At 37.6% G+C, this 25,156-nt stretch carries 19 protein-coding genes and 1 tRNA gene; 3 read left to right on the forward strand and 17 right to left on the reverse strand.

The window, feature by feature from the left end:
- Positions 1-9 precede the first annotated feature (9 nt).
- From ACAM30_RS12735 to ACAM30_RS12790, 12 genes are all read right to left on the reverse strand, one after another.
- Positions 10-2,712, reverse strand: a complete 2,703-nt coding sequence (locus ACAM30_RS12735; RefSeq protein WP_369615006.1) for a hypothetical protein — start codon at positions 2,710-2,712, stop codon at positions 10-12.
- Entirely contained in the window at positions 2,700-6,038 is a 3,339-nt protein-coding gene (locus tag ACAM30_RS12740; RefSeq protein ID WP_369615007.1) for a baseplate J/gp47 family protein, read from the reverse strand. Before ACAM30_RS12740 ends, ACAM30_RS12735 begins: the two co-directional genes overlap by 13 nt.
- Positions 6,039-6,152: 114 nt before the next feature.
- Positions 6,153-6,563, reverse strand: a complete 411-nt coding sequence (locus tag ACAM30_RS12745; RefSeq protein WP_369615008.1) for a GPW/gp25 family protein — start codon at positions 6,561-6,563, stop codon at positions 6,153-6,155.
- A gap of 2 nt (positions 6,564-6,565) precedes the next feature.
- On the reverse strand, positions 6,566-6,856 hold the full coding sequence (locus ACAM30_RS12750; protein ID WP_017497863.1) for a PAAR domain-containing protein: 291 nt from the start codon (positions 6,854-6,856) through the stop codon (positions 6,566-6,568).
- A gap of 4 nt (positions 6,857-6,860) precedes the next feature.
- Positions 6,861-8,606: a type VI secretion system tip protein VgrG gene (gene vgrG, locus ACAM30_RS12755; protein WP_369615009.1), complete on the reverse strand. Its 1,746-nt coding sequence runs from the start codon at positions 8,604-8,606 to the stop codon at positions 6,861-6,863.
- Positions 8,606-9,289 (reverse strand): LysM peptidoglycan-binding domain-containing protein, encoded by a 684-nt coding sequence (locus ACAM30_RS12760; RefSeq protein WP_369615010.1) that lies wholly within the window; start codon positions 9,287-9,289, stop codon positions 8,606-8,608. The genes vgrG and ACAM30_RS12760 overlap by 1 nt, the downstream gene beginning before the upstream one ends.
- A gap of 2 nt (positions 9,290-9,291) precedes the next feature.
- A complete protein-coding gene (locus ACAM30_RS12765) occupies positions 9,292-9,450 on the reverse strand; it encodes a DUF5908 family protein (RefSeq protein ID WP_369615011.1) in 159 nt (52 codons plus the stop codon).
- Between the two features lie 2 nt (positions 9,451-9,452).
- The gene (locus ACAM30_RS12770; RefSeq protein ID WP_017497867.1) at positions 9,453-9,899 is read right to left on the reverse strand and encodes a phage tail protein; all 447 of its coding nucleotides are present in this window, start codon (positions 9,897-9,899) and stop codon (positions 9,453-9,455) included.
- 2 nt (positions 9,900-9,901) lie between these two features.
- Complete coding sequence (locus ACAM30_RS12775; RefSeq protein ID WP_202702187.1) at positions 9,902-10,330, reverse strand: phage tail protein; 429 nt, start codon at positions 10,328-10,330, stop codon at positions 9,902-9,904.
- A gap of 30 nt (positions 10,331-10,360) precedes the next feature.
- Positions 10,361-12,457 (reverse strand): phage tail sheath C-terminal domain-containing protein, encoded by a 2,097-nt coding sequence (locus ACAM30_RS12780; RefSeq protein ID WP_369615012.1) that lies wholly within the window; start codon positions 12,455-12,457, stop codon positions 10,361-10,363.
- Between the two features lie 19 nt (positions 12,458-12,476).
- Positions 12,477-13,319, reverse strand: coding sequence for a hypothetical protein (locus ACAM30_RS12785; RefSeq protein ID WP_369615013.1), 843 nt, complete (start codon positions 13,317-13,319; stop codon positions 12,477-12,479).
- Positions 13,316-13,918 carry a DUF4255 domain-containing protein gene (locus tag ACAM30_RS12790; RefSeq protein WP_369615014.1) on the reverse strand — a complete coding sequence of 201 codons (603 nt, stop codon included), beginning with the start codon at positions 13,916-13,918 and terminating at the stop codon, positions 13,316-13,318. The genes ACAM30_RS12785 and ACAM30_RS12790 overlap by 4 nt, the downstream gene beginning before the upstream one ends.
- Positions 13,919-14,668: 750 nt before the next feature.
- Between ACAM30_RS12790 and ACAM30_RS12795 the strand changes: the two genes are divergently transcribed.
- Positions 14,669-16,387: an alpha-keto acid decarboxylase family protein gene (locus tag ACAM30_RS12795; RefSeq protein WP_369615015.1), complete on the forward strand. Its 1,719-nt coding sequence runs from the start codon at positions 14,669-14,671 to the stop codon at positions 16,385-16,387.
- Positions 16,388-16,431: 44 nt separating this feature from the next.
- Complete coding sequence (locus tag ACAM30_RS12800) at positions 16,432-18,426, forward strand: hypothetical protein (RefSeq protein ID WP_369615016.1); 1,995 nt, start codon at positions 16,432-16,434, stop codon at positions 18,424-18,426.
- A gap of 324 nt (positions 18,427-18,750) precedes the next feature.
- Here ACAM30_RS12800 and ACAM30_RS12805 read toward each other — a convergent pair whose 3' ends face one another.
- The 3 genes from ACAM30_RS12805 to ACAM30_RS12815 all read right to left on the reverse strand — a co-directional run bounded on the left by ACAM30_RS12805 (position 18,751) and on the right by ACAM30_RS12815 (position 21,861).
- On the reverse strand, positions 18,751-20,307 hold the full coding sequence (locus ACAM30_RS12805) for a S41 family peptidase (RefSeq protein WP_369615017.1): 1,557 nt from the start codon (positions 20,305-20,307) through the stop codon (positions 18,751-18,753).
- Positions 20,308-20,926: 619 nt separating this feature from the next.
- Positions 20,927-20,998 (reverse strand) — tRNA-Glu (locus tag ACAM30_RS12810).
- Positions 20,999-21,408: 410 nt separating this feature from the next.
- On the reverse strand, positions 21,409-21,861 hold the full coding sequence (locus ACAM30_RS12815; protein WP_369615018.1) for an Lrp/AsnC family transcriptional regulator: 453 nt from the start codon (positions 21,859-21,861) through the stop codon (positions 21,409-21,411).
- Between the two features lie 152 nt (positions 21,862-22,013).
- Here ACAM30_RS12815 and ACAM30_RS12820 point away from each other — a divergent pair, with 152 nt between their 5' ends.
- Complete coding sequence (locus tag ACAM30_RS12820) at positions 22,014-23,174, forward strand: histidine decarboxylase (RefSeq protein ID WP_369615019.1); 1,161 nt, start codon at positions 22,014-22,016, stop codon at positions 23,172-23,174.
- 337 nt (positions 23,175-23,511) lie between these two features.
- Here ACAM30_RS12820 and ACAM30_RS12825 read toward each other — a convergent pair whose 3' ends face one another.
- Together ACAM30_RS12825 and ACAM30_RS12830 are read right to left on the reverse strand one after the other, a co-directional pair.
- Positions 23,512-24,132 carry a hypothetical protein gene (locus ACAM30_RS12825; RefSeq protein ID WP_369615020.1) on the reverse strand — a complete coding sequence of 207 codons (621 nt, stop codon included), beginning with the start codon at positions 24,130-24,132 and terminating at the stop codon, positions 23,512-23,514.
- Entirely contained in the window at positions 24,098-24,478 is a 381-nt protein-coding gene (locus tag ACAM30_RS12830) for an AHH domain-containing protein (RefSeq protein ID WP_369618653.1), read from the reverse strand. Before ACAM30_RS12830 ends, ACAM30_RS12825 begins: the two co-directional genes overlap by 35 nt.
- Positions 24,479-25,156: the final 678 nt, after the last annotated feature.

Consider the following 25,156-nt stretch of genomic DNA (forward strand, 5'->3'; position numbering starts at 1 on the left):
GAATGGTATTTATAGTGATCCTAAATTTGTTTTTCCCAGTATTATTTTCTCGAATTGATTTTCGTTTTCGTCGTTGCAGTCAAATAACCTTCCTGTAGGATATAAATTGCTAAGGTGTGACAGCGACGTGATAAGCTTTATCAGTTCTGTCTCCGGCTGATTCTGATTCAATAGGGTTTTGGCAAGTAAATAATCCTTGTAAGAGTTCTCAAACCGCAAAAGTTCGTTTTCTGCCGGATTTTGAATTTCATTTTTCCGATGGCCGATCCAGCAGATTTTTGCCAGAACGTGCGCCGGTAATTCTTCCTTAATTACTTTTTCGATATAATTTCTGAAATCGATGTTGGCAAAACGCAAAGTATATCCGGGCAGAATAATACTTACGCGATAGGAGTAAGGGTCCAGAGGCTCACAGCTCTTGCACTCATCAGTACAGATCGGTAAAAAGGTTGCCGGATTTACAATAGTCTGGTTCACATCCGGGCGAAGCATCATGTGTTCGACAATAAACAAACCTTCCTCGGTAAACACTTCTTTCATAAAATGTATTAAATCGAGAATTGACTGCTTTACTTTAGCCAAAGAACTGTAATACGTATATCGTTTGGCAATGATTCTGTCCTTATGATGTACGTCTTCAATCAACGGATTAATGATGTCGTACGAATACTTTCCGGAAGGAGACCGGTGTATCTGGATGTTATCGATGACCTGCGGATCTGTGATTCCTTTTTTAAAGGCTTCTTCGACATTGTATTCGCGGGTTTGAATGATTTGTAAAATAGCAAAATACATTTCCCGATTGGCAATAGAGGTGTCGTAATACTCAGTTGTGGCAGAGAGTACAATTTTGTTTTTATCATCCCTGATTCTCCATCGGTAGACCAGCTGATTGTCGGAATCAATAAAATGATAGAGATCAACAAAGGAATCCGAAAGATGTCTTCTGTTGTAGTTCTTGATTCCCAAAAGCCTTGCAATTCTCTTTTTTACCCCCGAGACATTATCCGTATCCCACAGATTACTGTTGGGCTGTCGGTAATAGTTAAAAGAACTGCCGCGGTTTTTGCTTACAATTTTATAATCTTTTAAAAAGTCTTCTTTGTTTTTCAGTACCACCTCATCCGTAGCACTGCCATAGATACTTTTGTTAATGAAAACATATTCAGAGAAACGTTCTGCAAAGCGCCCTAAAAGATGATCCAGAATAGCATTTCGTCTTTCAATATTGTTGTCCAGCTCTTTAAAAAGAATTTCGGTCAGATAATCGTCATTGCTTTCAGGATAGTCCTTTACCAGTTCGCTAAAGCCTTTAATGTCTTTTACCGCCTGAGTAAAAAATGTTTTAGTGAGATTGCCGCTTACCGAAAGTATTTCGTTAACCTTTCCCAAATGTTTAAAATAACTGGCCAGAATCTGATCAAAGAATAAAAGATAGGCTTTAAGCTGTTTGGCCTGCGATTGTCGGGCTACTGTGGCTCCTGACGGTAAACCGACTTCTCCGATTCCGTAAGTATCCGGAAAATCGTTTTGTATGGTGGTATAACTGTTTGGGTTTAAATAAGTGCCTTTTGGTATTTTCAGTTCTTTGTGTTTGCTGGAATAATCGGTGGCTTTATCTTTTACGTCATTAATTTCCTTCAGATAAAGATCCACCTGAGTTTTATTGATGTTCAAAGGGAGTACGCCTTTATTGTAGTTGAAAACACTTTTAGTACAGATTACCGGTTTTTGGTATTCTTCAAGACAAAGCAGCCACTGATTGGCCACTGCTTCATCATCGCCGCAATTCCCAAGAGAGATATCTTTAATGGTCAGCACTCCCGGCACATTCATAATCAGTTTGATAATATCCGATAATCGTACCTCACTGGTCAGTTCGGCTTCGATTAATTCTTTGGTATCAATAAAACCATGTTCCAAAACTGGCCCGTCAAAAATTTCTAAGGAGGTGTAACCCTTATCGAGCATTTGCTTAACCGAATAAAAATTAACGGTGGTCGATAAATAACCATCCAATGCAGTTAATACCAGGGCATGAACCATTTCTTCGTCGGCTTGAGTATCGATCTCAATGCTGGCACATATTTTTATAGGATATTCATCGACTTTTATAATGTTAATCAGATCTTCACACAGGTTTCTGTTGGCATGGAATTTTTTTCTGATGAGGTCTTTGACGCTGTTAATGTCAGAAAGTTTATTGCTCTCAAAATCGACATAAAGATCGTATAAACCTTTGAGTTGAAATTGTTTTTTAAGGCGGCTTGGGAGTTCGCTAAAATCCTGATAATTATACGATAATTGCTCGTCTTTGCAATTCACATAAACGGTTTTGTAGTGCTTGGCCGGCCAGCAGTTTTTAACGCCGTCAATATCGATAAACAGTTTTCTGTAATCCAGAGCAGTTACAGGACTTGTAGTCAATACTTCGGAAGCCTTAAAAAACTGATTCGGAATATCTTTTTCTTTTACATCAGAAGCAAGGAGGTTCTCGATCGGCAAATCGGTTCTCATCCCGAGATCGGTTATGGCATAACAAAGCATTTCCAGCATCGTGATACCGGGATCATGCGAATTAAAATCAGTCCATAATTTACCGCCCAGCTGTTCGATATACTCAATGCCTTTTTTTCTGAGATAGAAAAAATCCAAGTCATCTTCGGTCGCAACCTTTTTTGGAATTGTATTATGTGGATTTAATATTGACATGACTCTTCGGATTGGAAATTAGGTTTTGTACAACTGTCGATTTTTGTAGAAATGATATGGTTTTTTACCGATACCAGTATGCGTTTTGGGTTAGACGGTGACAGTACCGGCAAGAAATCCAGTGTTGCCTGATAAGCACTGTCATTTGGATTTTCTGATTCGGTATTGTCTTTGAGTTTCGCCATTTCTAACTCTGCCAAATAATCTACATAGTATAATTTTTCGATATAGTCAATGATGGTACTTCGGTGCAATTCAATTCCGAAAAGGATGTCCTGAGTGGTGTCAAATGCCCACGGCGACAAGAATTTGGTGATATCTTCATTGAGCTGTTTTTTATAAAAGTTTTCATCGTATTGCGCATAAAACTGCACCTTGAGTTTGATGATCACTTTCTCGTATTCCGGATTAATTACAGCGACTTCGACATGCATACTGTTGAGATTGCTGATGTAATTTCGAATTTTATTTAGGGTAGCCGTATTGACTCTTGGCTCATAAAGATCAAATACATTTTTGTTTATAATATCGGGAACCACTATAAGCGTGATATCTCCGGGTGAAAGAAAGGATTCCTTTTCATTATTGGTATGGTTCAGGCATTTTACTCTGAAAACTTCCGGAAATTCCTGAAGGATAAGATGTTCATAATCCCAAAGTGTTATTGCTCTGTTTTTGTGACGAAGACGCTCACTTACACGTTTGTAATAGGTTTCGTCTGATTCCTGTGCTTTTCCGTTAAAAGAATTAAAAGGCTGTGCCACACTTTTTACCTGTGTGATGCGGGTAATGAGTTTAGAAATCGTTTCGGCGGGCAATCCTTTTTCTAAATGAGACAGTTCGTTATTGTGATTATAAAATTCGGCTGTAACCACCTGTGTTTTAATATCGATTACTTTGCAGACGGCATCATAAGCTTTATGCATTTTTCCTCTTACCCAGATAAGGTTGTCCGGAAATAAAGTATTGGTCTTGGTAGCCTGTTTTGGAATGGCAAATTTCAGAATCCCCGACTTTAAAAAATTATCGGTCGAATTGGCTAAAATTTCATTTTCGATATTTTTCCATTGATTGTCGCAAAGAATAAACCATTCTATTTTTTGTCTCCCTGTAAAAGAGTCCACCTGTGGGTTTTCGCTTCCTTCGAGTATCTGAACCAATAAAGCCACCTGTTGTAAAATTTCGGCTTCATCCAAACCAATGTAAAATTCACCTCCTTTGCAGTAATCCGGAACGAGACGGCTTGTAAGAGCGCTATTAGCATCCAGAACTCCTTTTTGTCTGGCGATATTTTTTAAATAAGAATGTTCTTCACTCTGCCCAAAAGGAGCTTCATGAAATAATCTGATTCTTTCTGATTGATATTCTACTTCAGTTTGATGGGTAAAACTGACTGTTTCTTCTGCCGTATAATCTAAACTAATGGTTTCGACAAATGGGGTATACGCTTCATTTGGAATCAAAGTATCCTCAATTTTACTCATGACGGCGAGTGTATATATTTTTGGATACAAAGAATGCAGCAGCGATTGGTTAAGAGTCAATCGGATTGGGCCGCTTTTGTCAATGTCATAATTGCCTCCGGTTAAAGGAAATTCGGTTACATACCCTCCGTCTTTTGAAGTAAACAAAACAACATCCTTAATTTTTGGGTCCCAGTTTTCTTTATTTAAGAGAGAGACATTACCTTTAAAATAAGCATCGGAGTTTACAATAAGATCGGTGTCGTTTGTGTTGAGTACCAACTTACTTCTTTCCGGAATGTTTACAGCAATTACATCTATTTTAGGCTGAGGGTCTTCTGGCTGATTTACAGCTTTGTCTTTTATAATTTCTTCCAGAAACATTGCGTTATAAAAAAGAGTCTGGCTTATCGTGGTATCCAGATATTTCTTTTTGTAGGCCTGATAATGTGTCTTAAAAGATTTGGGTGTGTTTTTCCATTTTATAGAAACGTTGATATTCTTCCATTTTTTTGAAAACGTTTCCGGATAATCAATAAGAAATGACGAACCGCTGGTAGGCTGCGTGGTAAAAGGATAAAACGGTTTTTCGGCATTTAGCAGCCCCGTGTCGCTTTCGAGTACTAGTGACTTTACATCTTTTACGTCTACTTTGATACCGATGCTGCTGATGGTTTTGGTCACCAGATTTCTAAATAAATAATGTCCTTTTTTGTCTTCTGTACGAATTAAGAATCGGATAGCAGGTTCTGTAGTAGAGAAATGCTCTCCCAGTTTCTTTTGGTTATAGTTTACAATGGAGGGGGTGTCTTTTGGAATTTGAAACACCAATCGCAATTCCTTTCCTGCAATACCCGAAGTGGCAGCTGTTCCAATAAGTTTAAAAGGGCCAAGCCATTCTTTTTCACCACTGCAGAAAATGCTAATGTTGTCAACAAGATCATTGACGGTAATAGGTTCTTTAAATGGTTCGGTATCATAAGTAAAGGCCTCATTGAAGGTAATGGTAATATCGATATTTCTTTCACCTTCTTTTAATTGCAATAGGGGCGAAGCAATGGTAAAGCCAAGCCGGGCAGCTTCCAGTTCTGTATATTTTTCTTCATTAGAAGTATATCCAAACGGCAGCCAATATTTTGACCCCTCCTTAAGACTTTCTCCCTTTCCGTCAAGAGAATTGGCCACCTGACTGCATTTGATCTCGCCTAGTTTAGTATCATTATAAACACTTTTTAGCGCCGTAATCTGAGCTTTGTTGGCAATTAATTCTTCGGTTGTTTTATAGATGAGTTTGTTACCCAAAGCATCTTTTCCGGCATCTAATTGCGTTTGTGCTTCGATTCGTTCTTCGGTACTTTTTTTGGCCAGTTCGAAAATAACATGCACCTGATCCGGTTTTGCAGCGAGTTTTTCGATTTGTAAAATATCCTTATAAAAGAAATCGAGGTGTTTTTTGGTAATTCGGTTAAAGCGCTCTTTAGACAGTTCCAATAATTTCAGGAAACAGATAAAAAGTGTCATGTGAGGCGTTAATGTGCCTTCGAATTCAATATCTTGAAGTGTTTCTGAAATAGTTTGTTTCAGAATCGTATAATCTTTGTCTTTTCTGTTGGGAATGTTTTCTTCCGAATAGCCAAAATGATCAAAAATTTCCTGCCAGTTTCCGGAAGCTTTTTTGCTGTTGGTGGTGTCAAAAAAGTTAACCTGTTTGGCAAAATTATAGGTAAAAAGAAACCAGTCTTCCCTATCAAAGTCATGGAGCTCCAAATTGTGGGGATCGAGAATACTATTCACGCGGTCGCCCTGATCTGTGCCATTTCTTTTAAATAAGGTATCGTTGGTATGGTCGCTGTTGTTACACATAATGCTTTTTGTATCAATTTTACTTATCTTTTAGTCCAATACTTTCTGATATAATGCCGATGTAATATGAAAATAGTACAATGCAATTGGACTATATTGAAGATACAATCGGTATTAAATATTAGTTCCTTCTTGTTTGTAGAAAGGATATACCATATTAGTTCTGGAATTGGTCGCTCTGATTCTGTAATCCAAAGCCACTAATAATTCTCCATTTAAATCATCTCCCTGACTGATGTCGATTTTCTCTACATCAATTCGCGGTTCGTGGTATAAAATGGCGGTTCTGATGAGTTCAGACACATACGTTTTTAAGGTTCTGGTCAACGGCTCAAAAATAAGTTCGTCTATATTACAGCCATATTTAGGGACCATAATACGTTCTCCTATTTTGGTTGACAATAGAATCTCCAGACTGCTTTTAATGTCTTCTTCATCAGAAATCATTACAGCAGCTTTGGTTGTTTTCTTAAATTCGGGAGGAAAACTCCATCCGGTTCCTAAAAAAGCTTGTTCTGTTTCCATAATTAACCAATTAAAACGGTTGCTAATCCGGCTACTATTGTGCCTCCGTGTGCGGTTGAATCCCCCATACGTGCTGCGGGTTTTCCCCCGATTAAAACGGTTGCCGAACCTGCAGCGATGGTATCAGGAGGTCCTGTGCAGGTAGCCATATCTCCAACACAGGCGGCTGGAACTCCGCCAATTAATACGGTTGGCGAACCGGCAGGTAAAATGGGTCCTCCCACATGCGGAACGGTTCCGGTAACCATTGGGCAAACGTGCATATCTGTAATTCTGGCGGCTGGTGCTCCCATAATTTTAATTTATTTGTACGATACTTCCTTTTACAATAGCCACTGCGCTGGAAGACATTTCAGCTCCCGCACTTCCTTCGGCTTTAAACTGCGCTTTGGCTTTTAAGGATACGTTGGTTCCTTCAATTTTAACGTCACCTGATGCGACTATCTCAATGTTTCCGGCGCTTTCCATTTTTATACCATTACTGTCTATGGTAATGACATTCGAATTTTCATCTTCAATAACAATTACTCCCTGGTCTTCGTCGAGTGTTATTTTTTTGCCTGCAGGAGTTTCAATTCCTATCGATTTTTTATCGTCGTCAAATAGGACCTTCATTTCACTTCGGGTGACGATTCCTTTTTGGTGATTGTCGTCTAAAGCGGTAATAGGAGCAGGCTTTCCACTGCTGTGAAGCATACCCAGAACAATGGCGTTGTTAGGGTCTTCGCTGACAAAACCAATAATCACTTCATCTTCTATTTCAGGTCTGAAAAAAATACCTCTGTTTTCTCCTGCATCGGGCGAAGCCACGCGGCACCAAATACCCTGTTCTTCATTGTTGATGATCGGAATTTTGACCAGAATACGATCTTCGCCATTGGGATCGCCTTCCAGTTGTGTTACAATTCCGGCGTGAAGACCTTTAATGGCCGGAATGATTCCGGAACCTGTTGGCGTGTGAATGTCATAAGTTTCAGAGAACCATTCAGGATTTAATCCGAATTGGGCATCGATCGTCCAGTTTCCTTCCGTCAGTTCGTGAAAAACTCCTGTGACGTAAGCACTTCCGTTGAATCGGTCGCCCACGCCTTCCAGTGTAATGATGGTGTTGGGCTTTACGGCAGGGATTCCCTGAAATTTGACTCTTCCGCGGACTTTGGACAATTGCTGAAACAGTAATTTGGCATCGGCCCAGTCCTGTAATTCTGTTTTGGTAATCGTACCGCCGTGACGCAGTTCCAGATTTTCCAGTTCGATAGTTTCAGATAAATCAGAAGCCGATAAATTCCCATTGAGACTTACACCGGGATCACTGGCTTCGATTTCTACTAATTCCTGATTGGTATAATCCCAACTGTACGAAGACACTTTGGCAAATTGATTTCGGGCATCAATTTCGGCATCAAAATCGAGTAAAGTTGCTCCGAAAGTAATGGTTTCAATAGCTGCTGAACTCAAATCGGGTTTACTGATGGTGATTTTTCCGTTCTCAACAAAACAAAGTTTTCCGTTAGCCTGCGCTCTTGAAACGATAAAATCCCAGTCGGAAGTATTGTACTGAACCAGTTCTTTATGGCTGAAATTAGTGGCTTCAACGTCTTTTTCCAGTCCGTATGTGCCTATAATTTCCTCAAAAGCGTCACTGTCTTTTACATCATAAAAATACTTGCTCTTTCTGCCGATGGTTAGTTTTACCGCTTCGTCTTTGCATTCAATAATCAGCAAAGAAGCACCGCTCTTTATTTTAATCGAATGTTTGATGATGACTCCTTTGTAAATGGCCTCCTCATCATTGTGATAACCGGCATTGATTTCAATTTTTTTCCCCGGAATCAACAAATCCTCATTACTCAGTTTAAAATCTCTTTCAGAAGCTTCTCCGTCTGTGAGAACAATTTGAGCCATAGGAATCCGGTTTACCTCATTTTGCACTACAATACTTTTTACCTGATAGGTTTTAGACAATTCTTCACCTTCAATTAAAATTTTGTATGTTACTAAATCGGCACTTTGACTGGTTTGTATGACTCCGCTGTTGTTCATCAGGATTGTTTTTGTAAGGGTGGGAAAAAAAGTTTTTGCCCTGTTTTTAATTTTCTGAAATTGATAATGTTATTGACTTTTGCGACTTCGAGATAATACTTAGAATCACCGTAAATATGATAGGTCATCAAGGGTAAAGTATCGCCTTCTTTTACAATTCTGTAATGCGTTAAATCCGGCGATTTATTATTTTCTCTGGCTGCTCTGAGGTTGTCTTCCACAAAACCCTGAAATTTCGCTTTGGCGATAGCCCTGATCGGAGTTCCGTCCGGTTTAAAGAGCTTAAATTCTATTTCCATCTCGGTTAGAGCCCCTTTAAAAAGTAAGGTTCCCCATGAAATCATAAGATAGTTGGGTTTGTGTTCGTCACCGTTGTAATCCAGAATGACCTTTTTAAATTTCTCGATGTCATCTATAATACCGTCATCCGTACTTTTGTAACCGTTGATCACTCCCGATCGGTCGAAAACAAAATCAAGTTCCAAATCCTCCGGCAGTTTTTTGTTGAACTTGGGAGATACCGTACTCGTTCCTGAGGCCTGAGTGTCATCAGTCTCAATTTTATAGTGATAGGTATATTTCTCCGGATTCATAAGCGTAGAAAACTTACCATCGGCAATTTTGTTATTAAACTGCGGGTCACTATAAGCTACGATTTTCAGTTTTTCTAATTCTCCTGCCATGATTAGCGTTCTTTTTTACGTTCGATAATTTTCATTACCTGATCTACGCATTCGGCAACGGGTTCTTCCTCTTTACCTTTCGGAGAATTTGGAGAAGCAGCCGGTTTCGATCCTTCACTCACATTTATTTTAATGTGTAGTTCTTTAATTTCTATTGGCATGACTAACTTTTCATTAAGGTGAAATAATTGTAAGTAAGCTCAATGTTTTCGACAACGAGCTTGCTTTCTTCTGCGTTAAAGTCTTCAACCGACCATTTTACAGGGTAGGCGTGAACCACATTCCAGGAAACCAAAGGCTGATGCTCCTGATTGAGTAGTTTAACGGTCAGGTTTACAGGTTCAAAAGAAAAATTTTCAATAGCTTTTCTGCACCAGTCAATGACATCAGAATCAATCAGTATTCCTCTCTTTAAAGTCAGGTTTGGATATTTTGTCTTTACAGGGAGTTTGTGTTTGAATCTGTTTTCTCCACCCTCGGCAATTTCTTCTGTCTCGATATCAACAGACAAGCCGGAAACCGATTGGAACTGATGGTCTTTTTCTTTCGTACCAAGACCCTGAAATTCTACTAAAAAGTGAAAACCGACAGGTGGATAATAATTAGCCATGATTAGTCATTTTGAATCGATAAACCTTCGTGAACCAATTCCATAGATTCGATTGCGACTTCGTTTCCGTCGGCTTTTAAATCAGTGGACTGAATTTTGGTAGGCCAGGCATTTTTTACTTTCCAGGTGATTACAGGATTGTGTTCTTCGTCCAGTAATTTGATGGTAATATCTCTTCTTTCTATGGTATTTAATTTTACCGTATTCCACCACGCATAATACTCGTTATCACTTTTAAAAGTTCCTCTCTTCAGTGTGATGTTGGAGAATTTCTGCATGCCCGGCATTTTGATCTTGCTGTACTCGGGACTTGCTCCCTGACGGTATTCAATAACCTCAGTTTCGACATCTAATCCCGAAACTTCTGTAAATCCTATTTTTGTTCCACCCCAGTCAACTGAGAAATGAAACTTTGATAGCGGATAACTCATGATCTATATTTTTTAGTGTTAGTGTTTTAATTAAGATTCCTGCATTTTGTGAGAGAAGCGAAGTATGATAAATTCTGCCGGACGAACCACTGCCATTCCAATTTCGACAATTAAACGCCCTTCGAGAATGTCTATAGCCGACATAGTTTGTCCCAATCCGATTCTGACATAAAAAGCCTGTTCCGGTTTAGCTCCGGCCAACGCTCCGGCTCTCCACTGCAGAATAAGGAAATTCTCGATCATGGCTCGCACGCGTATCCAGGTGTTGGCATCGTTAGGTTCAAACACAAATTGTTCGGTCGCTTTTTTGATGGATTCTTCGGCCATATTAAAGAAACGTCTCACTGGTACATAGCGCCATTCGTTATCGTTTCCGGCTAATGTTCGGGAGCCCCAAACCAAAGTTCCTTTACCGGTGAAGCTTCTGATGGCATTGATTGATTTTCCGGCAACGGTATCGACATTTAAACCGTCCTGAATGTTGTTGGTGATTTTTACGGTAGGTTTTATGACATAGTTCAGACTTACATTTGCAGGCGCTTTCCAAACCCCTCTGTCTTTGTCAACTCTCGCATAAACTCCGGCAATAGCAGAGCTTGGCGGAAGTGTTATCGGCAGGTTGTAAATTTCGGTAAGGATTTTATTGTAAGTAGCATTGTCAACTGCTTCCAGAGCACTTAGTTTTCTTCCGTTTAATGCTCCATTATTTAAATCTTTTCCGTTAACCGATTTAATAGCAGCTAGAAGCGCGGTAAGAGCGGCAGCAATGCCTGAGAAATTATTGACTAGTCCGCTAATTCCCGTTTGAGCATTCAGAGGAGTATAGGTTACCAGTTTTTTTAATTCGGTGTCAAAATTTAAAGTATCGGTTAGCAGAATTTTTTTCAGTTTAGGATCTGTGTTTTCATCCTGTATTTTTTTCTTTAACGCTTTTAAATTTTTATAGACAGCATCGATTTTACCCGGAGCCGTAAAAATTAAATTGAAAGTATTCAGGGTTGAGGTGATGGTATTTGCAATTCCGGGATCCTCGTCTGAGATGGTACTGATGGCAGCATTGGCTTCATCGTTTAATGAACTCTTTAATATAGACAAAGCTTCCAAAGTAGTCAGTAAAGGGTTCAGTTTATTTAAGAAAGCCGTTTTTTTTGCAGGGCTGCTCGCAAAGGTTCCGCCTAAATCAAAACCGGTGGCATTATTACTGTACATTTGTAACAACAGATCACTAATTTGTCCGGCAATATCGCCAGCCACTGGTTCACTTACCAATTTGGTCACTGTAGCCGTAATTCCGGTAGCAGGATCTTCAATGGGTACTAATCCCTCAGCAATTTTATCGTAAGCTTTTGCCGTATAAGAATAGTGTTTTAAAACAATTTTACTCGCATCAAAAGCATAATCAAGTATGGTCTCTAAGTGAGGATAATAAGCTGCTCCGTATTTAATCGTATCTTTTTCAGAACTAACTTTATTTCGTAAATCGTCTATATTCGTATCTGTAGGGCTTGATTCATCATAATTCAGTGTATCAATCAAGGTAAATCTGTCCTGAAGATTTTGGCATTGAGTCAGTGCATCGTTGTATAACCCGTAGTAGTCCGTAATCGTAATTCCCGAAACTTTTGTGGCGTCCGGAAACAATAACAACGTCGGTTCATCTACTTTTTCGATTTCTGCTAGTCCGCTTTTCAGCGCATTGCTATTGTTGATGGTAGTAACAGGAGAATCTGCGTCATCTAAATCATTGCCATAACGTCCTACTGAAACAATGTAGCAAGGACCACCGCCATTGGCAAAAAACAATTGCAGCGAATAATACATCAGGAAAGGCTGCTTTGAAGTAGGCTGATCTACAATAATAGATCTGACGTCACCATTATCAGTAGAAACATCATTGATGGTAACACTAATGGTTGTTTCCGGTTTTGCAGAGCCGAAAAAACGTTCGTATTCTAAGAGAGATGTTATTCGGGTTGGTTTTAATTTCAAATCTCCATTAATCTTGTTTGTAGCTTTTTCAGTATAGCCAATAAAAGCGGGAATTGCTGTTTCTACCTGGGCAACAGAAGGAGGGAATTTTACGATTTCCTCCACATATACCCCGGGTGTTTTGTAAGTTGTTGCCATGATTAATTGTTTTTAATTATTAAATAAATATTTCAGAATAGTAATCACCATTGTCTTTTGTTATTGATTTTACAGATGGATTAGGATAGCTGCTGCTCACCGGCTGTGGTATATCAAAATCGGTTAGCGGATCAATTTCAACAAAGCCGGAACGCGTTAAAGGTTTTGTCGAGTTGGTTTCAATTTCGGTAGCCGCTTTCCGGTTGATGTATTTCCAAAGCGTTTTTCGGTTGTCAAAATGGATTTTGAAGTTTGGACTGTTCAATTTACCATCATCGTCCAAAATTTTTTCAGGATTATTATCGCCTTGCATCGTCAGTGAAGTAATTCCAAATAGATCTTGTGTCTCTGATGAATGTAGTGTCGAAATTAGATCAGCAGTGGTTTCTTCGGATACTAAATAGGCACTTGATATTAACTTGTTGTCATTAATTTTTGGAAGATATTTGAAAGTAACCGGTTCTTTAGGAGGTCTCACGTTACTAAACAGAAATACCCGGTTAGGAGTAAATTCTAAATTGGTATAATTTTCAAATTGATAGTCGTGGATAGTGATTAGAAAGTTCAGGTTCAGATCGGAAGGAACCTTGATAAACGGATCTGTTTCGTCAGCTTCTTTGACTTTAATATAAATCTTGAAACCCGTTTTACTTTCTTTGAATACCATTTTATAGTTTTGGAGTATGGTGTAGGTCTCCAGTGTTGGTGTGATCGTGGTGAAAACGTCAGTATTGAATTTTTGCAGCATTTTTTCTTTATCATCATTCGACATACTTGCAAAGGTCTCTTCACCGTTATTCAGGAAATAATTGTGCAAAAGAGTTACTTCCAATAACAATCCGTATGTGATACTGTAACTCATGACTGTTTTCTTGTTTTCGTTATACCCTTAATTCTGCTGATCAGTGGTCCTTCGCTTTGAGCAATATTGCGTTCAATTTGTATCATGCTCACCTTGTACAAGGCCGATGGAAGCTGCTTGCCGCCCAAAGTTCCCCAGATGTAGTTCAGTTCTTCAAAAGTGGGCGTGTAAAGCTCGACGGTAAATTTGAAGTTGTCGATATTGGCCATTGCCACATTATTTCGGTTGTAAATAGTATCGGATTGTGTAAAAAGTTTTTTCCCCTGAAAAAAAGTAATGATTTTCGAAATATCATTTAAAGAGTTGATGTATATGGTTCTGTTGGCGCTAAAAAGCAAGTACAGATTTAAGTTGATGACACTGTTTTTGTAGATTGTTTTACTGCCTTGAACCATGTGATTGGGAAAGTTTTTCAAAGTTGCTTCTTCATCCAGATTGATGAGAGTAAGTGCTACCTTATCTTCCAGATTTCCGGATACAGTTTCATTCTGCGACTCCAGAAAAGCTATGTTTTCAGGCACAACCGTTTTTTCCAACCCAATTTCGTCGAGGTAGTTGTTGACTTGTTCTGTAATTATCTGAATAACTTCAAAAATCATCTGGTGAAAAAGTTTTAATATTCTGATATTCTTTAAGAAAAGGCAATTCAAATCTCTGCCTTTTTTAAAGCAATGGGGGTATTTTAGGCTTGTTTTTGTGATATTCCGCTTGTAGTAATACGATGTAAATAGGCTAAAAAAGAAGTAGCTCTAAGGCGCAGATTCAAAAATAAAAAGAAGTGTTTCCCGGCTTAAATTTGGATTTGTAATAAAAACTTGGGCTTATAGAATATCTAAATTAGAAAAACTTAGGGACATCAGGACAGCGTAAAAATACCCTTTTTTTAATAATCTTCATATTTGTAAAATATTAATTTTCAGTTACTTATGTGTTAATTGGTGTTTTTGATTTATATTTTTAGAAAAAAATAACGTCAGAATTTCCGCATAACATCAAAAAACTATTACGGAAAAGCGTAAAACGGTTGTTTTTTTAGGTCTATTTGTTTGTTATACAGATGGATATGTTTTTGTTCGGCGGTTGAGGAGTCATTTTTAGCCTAAAAAAAAGGAAAAGACTATGATAAAGAGACCGGCCTTTGTTCTAAAATGCAAAAACTGACCTCATGCTGTTATTTGGGTTTCTCATGGATAAAAAATCGGCACTCATGCCTTTTTTTCAATTTGAGTTCAGACAGACTGGTAATTTTATAATGAAATTCAAATCAGGAGATCGCTTCAAAAGAATACCAGTGAAGAGATCTGCTGTCCAAAACAAAAACAAGACTCCTAATTTAGAACCGCCAAACAATGAAACCTACAAAAGAATTTACAGTGGCAGATTATCTGCTTACCCGACTCAAACAATTAAATGTTACCGAGGTCTTTCAGATTCCGGGAGATTATGTAAAACATTTTACACAAGCTCTCGAAGACTTTAACGGTATTAAAACTATTGGAACTTCAAACGAACTGGATGCTTCGTATGCAGCAGATGCCTATGCCCGTACACGAGGTTTAGGAGCAGTATCGTTGCAATATGGGGTAAGTACTTACAGCGCATTGAATGCTATTGCAGGTGCTTATGTAGAACGAAGTCCTGTGGTTGTAATTAGTGCGACACCCGGAGCTGATGCAAGGCAAATTGGAAATATGTACAATGTACTTTATCACCATTCTACAGGCAATCTTAATGCCGATCAGGAAATTTTTGAAAGAGTAACCGTTGCGGCCGAAACCCTAAGCAGTTCTGTCGATGCTCCCGAAAAAATCGATAACTTAATCATCGCAGCACTTACACATCAGCGTCCGGTTTATATAGCCTGTTACAAAGAGGTGTGGGGCGAACCTTGTCCTAAACCTTCCAATAAAAAATTAGAACCTCAGATCATAAAAAGCGAAGCAGCTGAATTGGAGAATGCAGTTTCGCAAGCCTGGACACAAATCAGTCAGTCCAAAAAACCGCTGATTTTTGCAGGAGTAGAGCTTTTACGACACAATTTAACAAAGCAGTTAGAAGAGCTTATCAAAGCAAGTGGAATGCTGTACACTACAACGTCACTCGGAAAAACAGTCCTGGATGAGAAAGGAGATAAGTTTATAGGAACGTACTCTGATCAGGCTTCGATACCCGAAGTCATTAAGATAGTGGAAGCTTCAGACTGTATTTTATCTTTAGGAACGATTATTACCGATGATTATTTATGGCTGGTAGAAAATAAATTTTCAGCCATGATTCAGGCAACCACGCAGGAAATGAGGGTAGGTTATTTTACTTATGAAAATGTAACCTTAAAAGATTTCATCGAAGCCTTAACCGAACGATTCAAAAAAGCTTCAGGATATCCTTTAAAAGCAGTAGCTCCGGCTCAGCCAAAATTTCCCGAACCATGGCGATCCAACTCCGATCCGAAATATGATAAGATTCCCGAAATAATAACCTTTAACCGCTTTTTTGAGAGAGCCACTTATTTTCTGGAAAAACAAAAAATGCTGGACGATATTGTGTTCACTTTTGGGGTGAGTTCATCCATGTATGTAGCCACCAATATGTACGGATTATCCAAGAATGCTTTTATTTCTTCTGCGGCCTGGCAGTGTATCGGTTTTGAAACCGGTGCGGCTTCCGGAGCTCAGTTAGGAAGCGGTAAACAAGCCTGGACTATCGCAGGTGACGGTGGTTTTATGATGGTTGCACAAGCACTTTCGACCCTGGTAAAATACAATATCAACTCCGTAATCTTTGTGATGAGCAATGGAGTATATGCTATCGAGCAGGTATATGTAGATATGGATTCGTTTAAAGCAGGCCCGTCTCATAAGTTTGATGAATTTGATATTCTTCCAAAATGGGACTATCCCGCATTGGCTAAAGCATTTGGAGCAAAGAGTTACCGTGCTGAAACCGTTAAAGAATTAGACGAGGTACTTCTTAAACTAAAAGAAAAAACAAATCTGCCCACTCTGGTAGAAATTATAATCCCTCAAAAAGACCTGGCACAGCAAATGGAAAGGCTGGGGAACGAATAAAACAACCACCAAAAGCAATAAAAAAAAATTAAAAATATAATATCATGAGCAAGAAAACATACTCTATTTTTGGAGCCGGTGCAGCCGGACTCTATACAGCGTGGAGACTACTTGATGGAAAATCCAAACGCGACAAAAATGAAAAAATGCTGGTTAAAGGCGATGTACTAGAACTCTACGACTGGGGGAAATATGATTTTTCTAAAAAAAATCCCGGTACCAGAGAGGCCGGAGCACGCGTTTGTACTTGGCACTATAAAGACAACAAAGACAATTCGTATCTGGAATTGGGCGGTATGCGCTATTCGTATTGGGACGGTACGCCTAAAGGGGCAGGACATCGTTTAGTCACAAAAACGATAGAAGAACTGGATTTAAAGAAAGATTCCGTTGAATTTAACGAATCTGCTGATCCTTTAATGTCTTTACGTTCCAAAAACATGTATGTCTCAGATGTTAATTCGAACCAGCCGGCTCCTTATTTTGCTAATAATTACGCAGAAGATGCTCCGCCGGATGATGGATTTACCACCATACAATCTGTAGCAATCACCGCAACATCAGGCCCTGTTACCCGTAGAGAATGGTGTAAGTTTTATGAAGAAGGAAGAATCAATATTGATATGCCGGAAAGTTCGATCTTTCAAAAAGGAGATTTACTAAAAGATATTGGATATTGGAATCTTGCCTATGACAGACTTGGACAAGAAGGATTTGGCTATCTGGCAGATGGTAACGGTTATAGCTCCAATGTAGTAAACAGTCATAGTGCCCAGTCGTTTAATGTGAATGACGAGTTTACACCTGGAACCGAATATAAAACGCTGGTAAAAGGATATTCCAGTTTATTTGTTGCCTTATTCGATGAAGTGGAAAAACTGGCCAAACAAAAAGGAATTACGCTGAATTACTTTCCGGATACCCGATTGCGTTCGATTCTGCATACTAAGGCAGGGATTCGTTTTACTACTGCAAAACGTGCAACTCCTGATAAACTTGCCGAAAGTAAAATATGTGATGCTGCATTTTTGGCCATGCCTCGCGCATCCATTGAACTGGTAGCTCAGGCGACACGTTATTCAGACGATGAAGGTCAGGACATATTAAACCATGAAGACGTACAGCTTTATCTGGAATCTGTAATAATGGAACCTTCTTATAAAATAGGAATGTTTTTCACTACGCCATGGTGGAGAACCACCGAAGCCGGAAGCCCGACTTATCCTGCCAAACTAACCAGTTATTTTTTAACGCAGGAAGGAATTGCTAAACTGAAAAAAGAAAAATTCCCTTCTAATTATCTGAAAGCAATAGAAGCAGCAAAAAATCCGGTTATTATTGCGACATCGTTTAACGATAAGGCCAGTTTTATAGCTGCAGTAGAAAATGCAATTCAGGAACGTCTGACTTTTAAAGAAGAAAAGCAAATCTCAGCTATAGCCGAATTAGATACCATTGGTCCAAGTATTACCGATATGCCGATCCGACAAGTGGTCTATTTTGGGGATAACGCCATCAATCAAAAAGGAGAAAAAGTATATGGTATTTTGGCCAGTTATGACGACATTCAGTACACCACATTTTGGAAAGCTTTAGAACTTGGCCCTCATGGAACACGTGAAATTCCGGAGTCCAGAGATTGCCAGACACTTGAAGGACCTCGCTTAGCCACTCCGGTAATGGTTAAAATGCTTCGCTCGCAACTGGCAGCATTACATTTTGGACCACAGACGGATTATTCAGCGGTGCCTGAACCTTTAGAAACGAGATATATGGACTGGTCATTGCCTCCTTTTAATGCAGGATACCACGCCTATAAATCGCACTATAATTTAGGAGACGTACAAAGAAAAATTAGAAAACCTTCACAACTTGTTCCAAAAGCAGACTGCGATATTTTTATCGTGGGTGAAACCTATTCAAACGATCAGGCCTGGGTAGAAGGTGCCTTCTGTACAGCCGAGTCGGTTCTGAATGATTTCTTTGGAATAGAACCTATTATAGACGAAAAATACTATCCGTTTATTTGTCCGGAGTAATAGATTTTATAACCGCTAAGATTGCAAAGATCTACGCAAAGCAGCCATAAGAACGGATGAAAAATCTGTGAAATCTGCATACAACCAATAGGTTAAAAGAAACAACAAAACAGGCAACTATGTTGGAATAGATACAAAATCCAACGTAATTGCCTGTTTATTTATTTGAATAACTCAATAGTTTTATAAAGGAGCAGAAATACGATATTCTTATTTTCTACAATCAGAAGCAAAGAAAAATATCCGTATTAATCCGCGTTTTCGCCTTGGTGAATCCGTCTAATCCGCGTACGATACCACGACATTCTTTCAAACCCACATTAACTATTTGGCAATAAGCTTAAGCGTAAATTCCATTTGCGTATCCTTCTGTTTAAAAAAGTCATCCAGAGTAGGCCATACTTCATAATCAGGCATGATACCGCGGCCTTCCGGCTGGTTCTTTTTTTTAGGAGCATCCTGTACGACATTTACAATTGAAAATTGTGTTTTTACTTTTGAGTTGGGAAGCTCATAAATCAGAGGAGAATGGCCGTTATGGACGTAGTATCCCCCAACAGTTTCGACACCTACGATAGTAACATTATCCACAAATCCTTTTACCAGAGAGGCAAAATGCGAAGCAGCAGATGCCACATTTTCATTAATCAAAAGATAAAGCTTGCCTTTAAAGAGCGGTGATTTAGGATGATAAACCGGATTGTATTTCTGATCCTGAATACTGATGTTGTTTTTGAATACCGGATACAGTGACTTTAGATATTCTTTTCCCGCTTTTAGAGCAGTACTATCCATTCGTTCTGAAGTAGAGATACCCCAAAAATACTTTTCGAGAGGTAAAACACCAGGATCGAAAATTATAGTAGCCTTCTCATTTTCCTTGAAGGATTTATCGGTCAGGTACATTACAGGCTGTTCAAAGTTAGGATCACTGCCTCCCGGATTATTTCGAACATCAATGATCAGATTAGCCACTTTGTTTTTGTCCAGTTGGGTAAAAATGCTATCTAAAAATCGAACATAAGGTTTAAACTTAGGATCGTCTGCTCCATAAGCCATACCAAAAAATCTAAGATTCAACAAACCTGTAGCAGGGTTAATCATACGAAAGCTGTACGGAGATTGCTTTTTATAATCCAGTAAATCAGTAACCGGAGCACTAAACCTATTTTTAAGGTTGGCTGTCCTTTCTTTCAGCGTTACTGCACGAAGTACTGTTTTTTGAAGAGACTCAGATTTTGGGGTACTGTATTCTACCATAAATTCATCACAAAGACCATATTCGAGCAGGTAATTTAATCCAAAGGATTTATTTACACTGGCCGATAATTTTTGGGCAACATGATGGCCATCTGTCGTATAATATTTGTAGAAAGAGCGCATTAATTTTGTGTCACTTATTCCGTTTATACTTTTTATCCTTGAGCCGGGAGGTATATCCGATGCTTGACCGTCAAAAATAATCTGTCCGTTAATATAGACCAGAGGAAAAGGGAAAAAAGACTTCTGTCTGTTCAGAAAATTGATCAGATCGAGATCAGGAATGGTATAGTTGTGTAAACTTCCTTCATAATCCGACAGACGAAGCATTATTTTGTAAAAGTCGATAACCCTCATCGGTTTTTGAATGCTCTTAAAAGCACTGTTGTAAATACTGTCTACCTGTTTTTTCGAATGATATTGATACAAACCGGAATTCGCTTTGTCATTTATTGTACGGAGTATTTTAAGATCTTCCTGTAACTCTTTTGCCGAAAGCATCTTGTTGTAAAGCGCTAAACTATCCTTCATGGTTTTCTGAAGGTTCTGCGCCTGAATTGTAGCAGAAAAAAGAATCAGGGATAAGAACGTAAAAAGTAATAATGGGGTTTTGTTATTCATAAATTAGGTTGGTTATAGGTTAATGGATTAGTGAGTATATTCTATTTTCAAATAAATATCATTTTAGTAATGCTGATTTTAATAATGGCGTTTCCCTCCGGGTCGGGCTGTACGCTAAATCTTTTGCGATAAGAGGTTAAAGGGATGAAAAAAATTTAGGATATCGCAAAAGGATATCGCTGCCATCCCTAACGCGCATCCCATTATTATAAAAATATCGTTCATGAGTTACATCTATTCACTCGTAAAACTACTATTTTTTGGGATCAGGAACAAAAGTCGAAGAAAAAAGGGCTGAAAGCCCGAAAAGCACCAGCATGGCGCGTAGCACTATGAATGAATTAGATTAAGGTATAGAATTGCCCGGAAAGGGCAAAAGCAATTTTTACCGCCTTCAAATCCCCATAAAAAATCCATGCAAATTTGCGTTTTCGCATGGCGAATCAGTAAGATCTGTGTGCTATAATCCAATTAGATTTCTTTCTATACAAATTATCTAATCTTTTTACCCTATTTCGATATTTTATATCTGATCCCTGATTCCCTTTTGTATGGAAATTGTAGAAATGCCTATAAACAAAAAAGCTCCAGATTTCTCTGAAGCTTTTGTTTTGATAAGTAGTCCGTGGGGGAATCGAACCCCCCTTACCAGGATGAAAACCTGGCGTCCTAACCGATAGACGAACGGACCTGCTTTGTTCTTGCGGGTGCAAAAATACAACTGTTTTTAGAATACACAATAAAAATTTTAAAAAATTTTTTCAGGCTTATTCCCGAAACAGTGCCTTTAGAAATAACCCATCACAAATGGATTAAAGTTAGTGTGGTTGTACTTATTTGATTCAGAATTGGTTGTTTTTGATGTAGAAAATGTAAAATAAGATTTTTCTTTTGTTTTAATGAAAAGATAACTTTCAAAAAAAATGAAAAATATTTTTTGAATTATTGGTTTTGAAAGAAAATTCAAACGATTTGTTTGAGGATTTTATTCTTCTTTTTTCAAATCTTCGAGGAGTTTCCTGAAAAACTTTATAATTTTTCTGTGCTTAATGAGCTTCCCTTCCCATAAATGATTATGTTCATTGGGATGAAATTCCGGTTTTATAGATTATAGGCAAAATCATTTTTTATTTCTTCCATCACAAAAGAACTTTGCACATTTGAAATCCCTTTGATAACCGATAATTTATCGATAACAAACTTTTGATATTCGTTCATATCATTGACAGCCACTTTCAGCAGAAAATCATAATTCCCGGACACGTGAAAGCAGCCGGTTATTTCGGGCAATACCAGAATATGCTGTTTAAAAGCATCAATCAATTCCCGTGAATGTACCGCCAAAGTAACCTGACAATACACACTGATTGATTTTCCAATTTTCTCGGCATCCAGCAAAGCAACATAGCTTTTGATATACTGCTTTTGCTCCAGCTTCTTAATTCTCTCAAAAGTAGGCGAGACTGATAAGCCTATTTTTTCGGCAATTTCTTTTGTATTTTGCTTCGCATCTTGCTGTAAAAGCATCAATATTTTTTTGTCTATAGCGTCCATCTCAGAATAATTATATGGTTTCAGAAAAAAGAAATAGTAAATTCAATATTAAAAAACTTAAATATAGCTCAAATATAGAATTATATTTCGAGTTTTGTTATGAATAAAGAATATTAAACCATAAAAAGTACATTTGCAGAAAAACAAATGTTATGACACCGATCTCAGAATCATTATCCATACAAGACAATCAACGTTTAGTCGACTTGAATCGATACATCGAAAATGCCAGAGATAATTTCTTAGGCTATCCGGTATCCAAAGATTTTGATTATTCGGAAATCAATCATTTTTTAAAGTACCCGATCAATAATCTTGGAGATCCTTTTGAAGACTGCACCTACAAAGTACAAACACACGAACTGGAAAGGGAAGTGGTGGGCTTTTTTGCCAAATTATTCCGAGCCAATCCAAAAGATTATTGGGGTTATGTGACCAATGGCGGCTCTGAAAGTAATTTATATGGCCTGTATCTTGCAAGAGAATTATATCCAAAAGCAATGGTGTATTATTCGGAATCCACCCATTACAGCGTGCGTAAAAACATTCATTTGCTTAATATTCCGAGTATTGTTATTCGTTCACAGGAAAATGGTGAAATCGATTATGAAGATTTTGAAAACACGTTAAAACTGAATCGTCATAAACCGGCTATTGTACTGACTACTTTTGGTACCACCATGAAAGAAGCCAAAGATGACGTCTCAAAAATTAAGAATATTCTAAAAGCATTAGCCATACAAGACAGCTACATTCATTGTGATGCAGCTCTATCCGGAAGTTATGGTGCCTTTATGGAACCGCGACTTCCCTTTGATTTTATGGATGGAGCCGACAGCATTTCCATCAGCGGGCATAAATTTATTGGTTCGCCTATTCCAACCGGTGTTATTATCACGAAGCGCTCTAACAGAGATCGAATCTCAAAAGGGATATCCTATATTGGTTCCTTAGATACTACCATTACTGGATCCAGAAATGGACACTCTCCATTGTTTTTATGGTTTACCCTGAAAAAACTGGGGATTGAAGGATTAAAAAAACGTTATTTACACAGTCTGGAAGTAGCAGAATACTGCGAGCAGCGATTAAAAGACATGGGAATTGCGGCCTGGAGAAATCCAAATTCGATCACCGTAGTTTTTCCAAAAATAGCCGAAGAAGTGAAGTCAAAATGGCAATTAGCAACTGAGGGTGATATCTCTCATATCATTTGCATGCCAAATGTAACCAAAGAACAAATCGATCTGTTTATAAACGATGTAGAAAACTGTATTGAAACCCCGGAAGAAATGGCAGAATTCAATTGGTAGTGTTTTAGAATTAGTTGAAGGAGGTTTTATGTCGGTAATGCGTTGAAAAAGAACAATTATTAACAAAAAAAGTTCAGGATGAGTATTGTTGCTTATCCTGAACTGTATAAAGTTTTATGAAAAAATACGCAAAATATCTCTGACTTTGTCCAGCACAATAATTATCAGAAAAGGCAGTTTTGAAACACCTGGAAGTTCTAGTTAGTTTGCTCTCTTATTTGATATTATTTATGTTGTCACGCTTTACCATATATTTTTTCTCGCTCTCCTTCATGCAGCCATTCTGTTGTGGATAATTCTGCTGGCTGAAATTCTATACCAGTACAACCTGCGTCTTCTATTTTTTTTTTTTTAGTTTTTCGGAAACAATGTATCCAATACCACCTTCCGTGTTTAATAAAAGGAAAAAATCAGAAAGAAAATCTTTTTTTATTTTTAATTTAGATATATAAATAAAATCATCTTCATTTTTTATGAGATTTTCAATTTTAAAATCGTCGTCACTTTCTAATTTAATCTTTTCTAGAAATGTACCTTCCTCCGGCTTTCTTTTTCTAATTAAAATTTTTGAGCCTAAATAATCTATAGAATTTGATTCAAAGAAGTAAGGGTGAAAAATCCAATAGTCATCTATTTTTTTATTTTGATATATAACAGGGGATCTAAAAAAATGACCTTTTTCTTTAGAATATTTTTCAAGTATATCTTTTAATTTACCACTAATAAGCAATCTTAGGCTAAACCCCGTGGTTTGAGCATTTATTAAATCTGTTAATTTTGCTTTTCTACTAAGAATTGCGTTCGACACAATTGGTTGAAAATCGATCTTAATAAAATCAATTTTATCAATAAAATTTGGATCTTTCCAAATGTTACAATGATGCTGAGCCTCTGAAACTTGATTGTAGTCGCCTACAATTTTATTATTTAACGAATTGTTTATAAAATAATATTTCATAGGTTAAAAATTTAACTGGTTTATCGGTATGTTTGGATTGTTTTGAATAGCTGTTTTGAATAGCTGTTTTAATATCGCTGATTAAATCCGTCAATCCTTTATATGCTTGATCAGGAGTCATGTTTGGACCATATTGCTTTATAATGCTTTGAAGTCTTCCTTCAACTAAATTATCATAATGCGTATGACTACCATTATGAATAGCGGTACTTAAAGGAGTACCATTTAGAGCATCATTCATGTGAAATGCTTGTTTGCAATTTGCGGCTTTTTGGATTACAGGGTGAATACTCTTTGCCCATGGTATTATATGATGTGCCTGAATACTTGAATCAGTAATATTCAGAACTTTTTTTGCTCTGTGTGATTTTCAAGGACTTAAAAATATTATTAAAGGCTACACTGGACGAAGTCTTCTGACTTCGTCCAGTGTAATAACTATCTGAAAAAGCAGTTTTAAAACACCAAAAAATTCTATTTAATTGCGCTCTTATTTGATATTATTTGTGTTATCAGGCTTTACCGTATATTTTTTCTCTTTCTCCGCCATGAAGCCATTCAAATGTTGATAATTCTACAGGTTGGAATTCTATACCTGTACAGCCTGCATTTTCTATTTCTTGCTTTAACTTTTCAGAAACTACATATTTTACTCCACTTTCAACATATCGTAATAGAAAAAAATCTTCATTTATGCGATCTCTTAAAATGATTTTATCAAAAAAAAAGATTCATTATTCTTAGTAGCTATATCTAGAAGAGAATTAAAACTGTCAAAATTTTCGAATGTTAAATATTCAGTATTTGTATTGTAAGTAAACTTATAATCATCAGTTTTTTTATCATATTGAACTCTACACTTCTTGATATCAACGAAATTATTATTGTCTTCATACATATTTAGAATATAATAATCTTCAATGATTTTTTCTTGATAGAAGATTGGTATTTTAAAAAAATCGAAACCAGTAGCCCTTTTTTTTTCTAATATAGATTTTAGTTTGCCACTTATTAGAATTTTGGA

It is taken from the genome of Flavobacterium sp. CFS9 (genome assembly GCF_041154745.1).
Lineage (GTDB): Bacteria > Bacteroidota > Bacteroidia > Flavobacteriales > Flavobacteriaceae > Flavobacterium.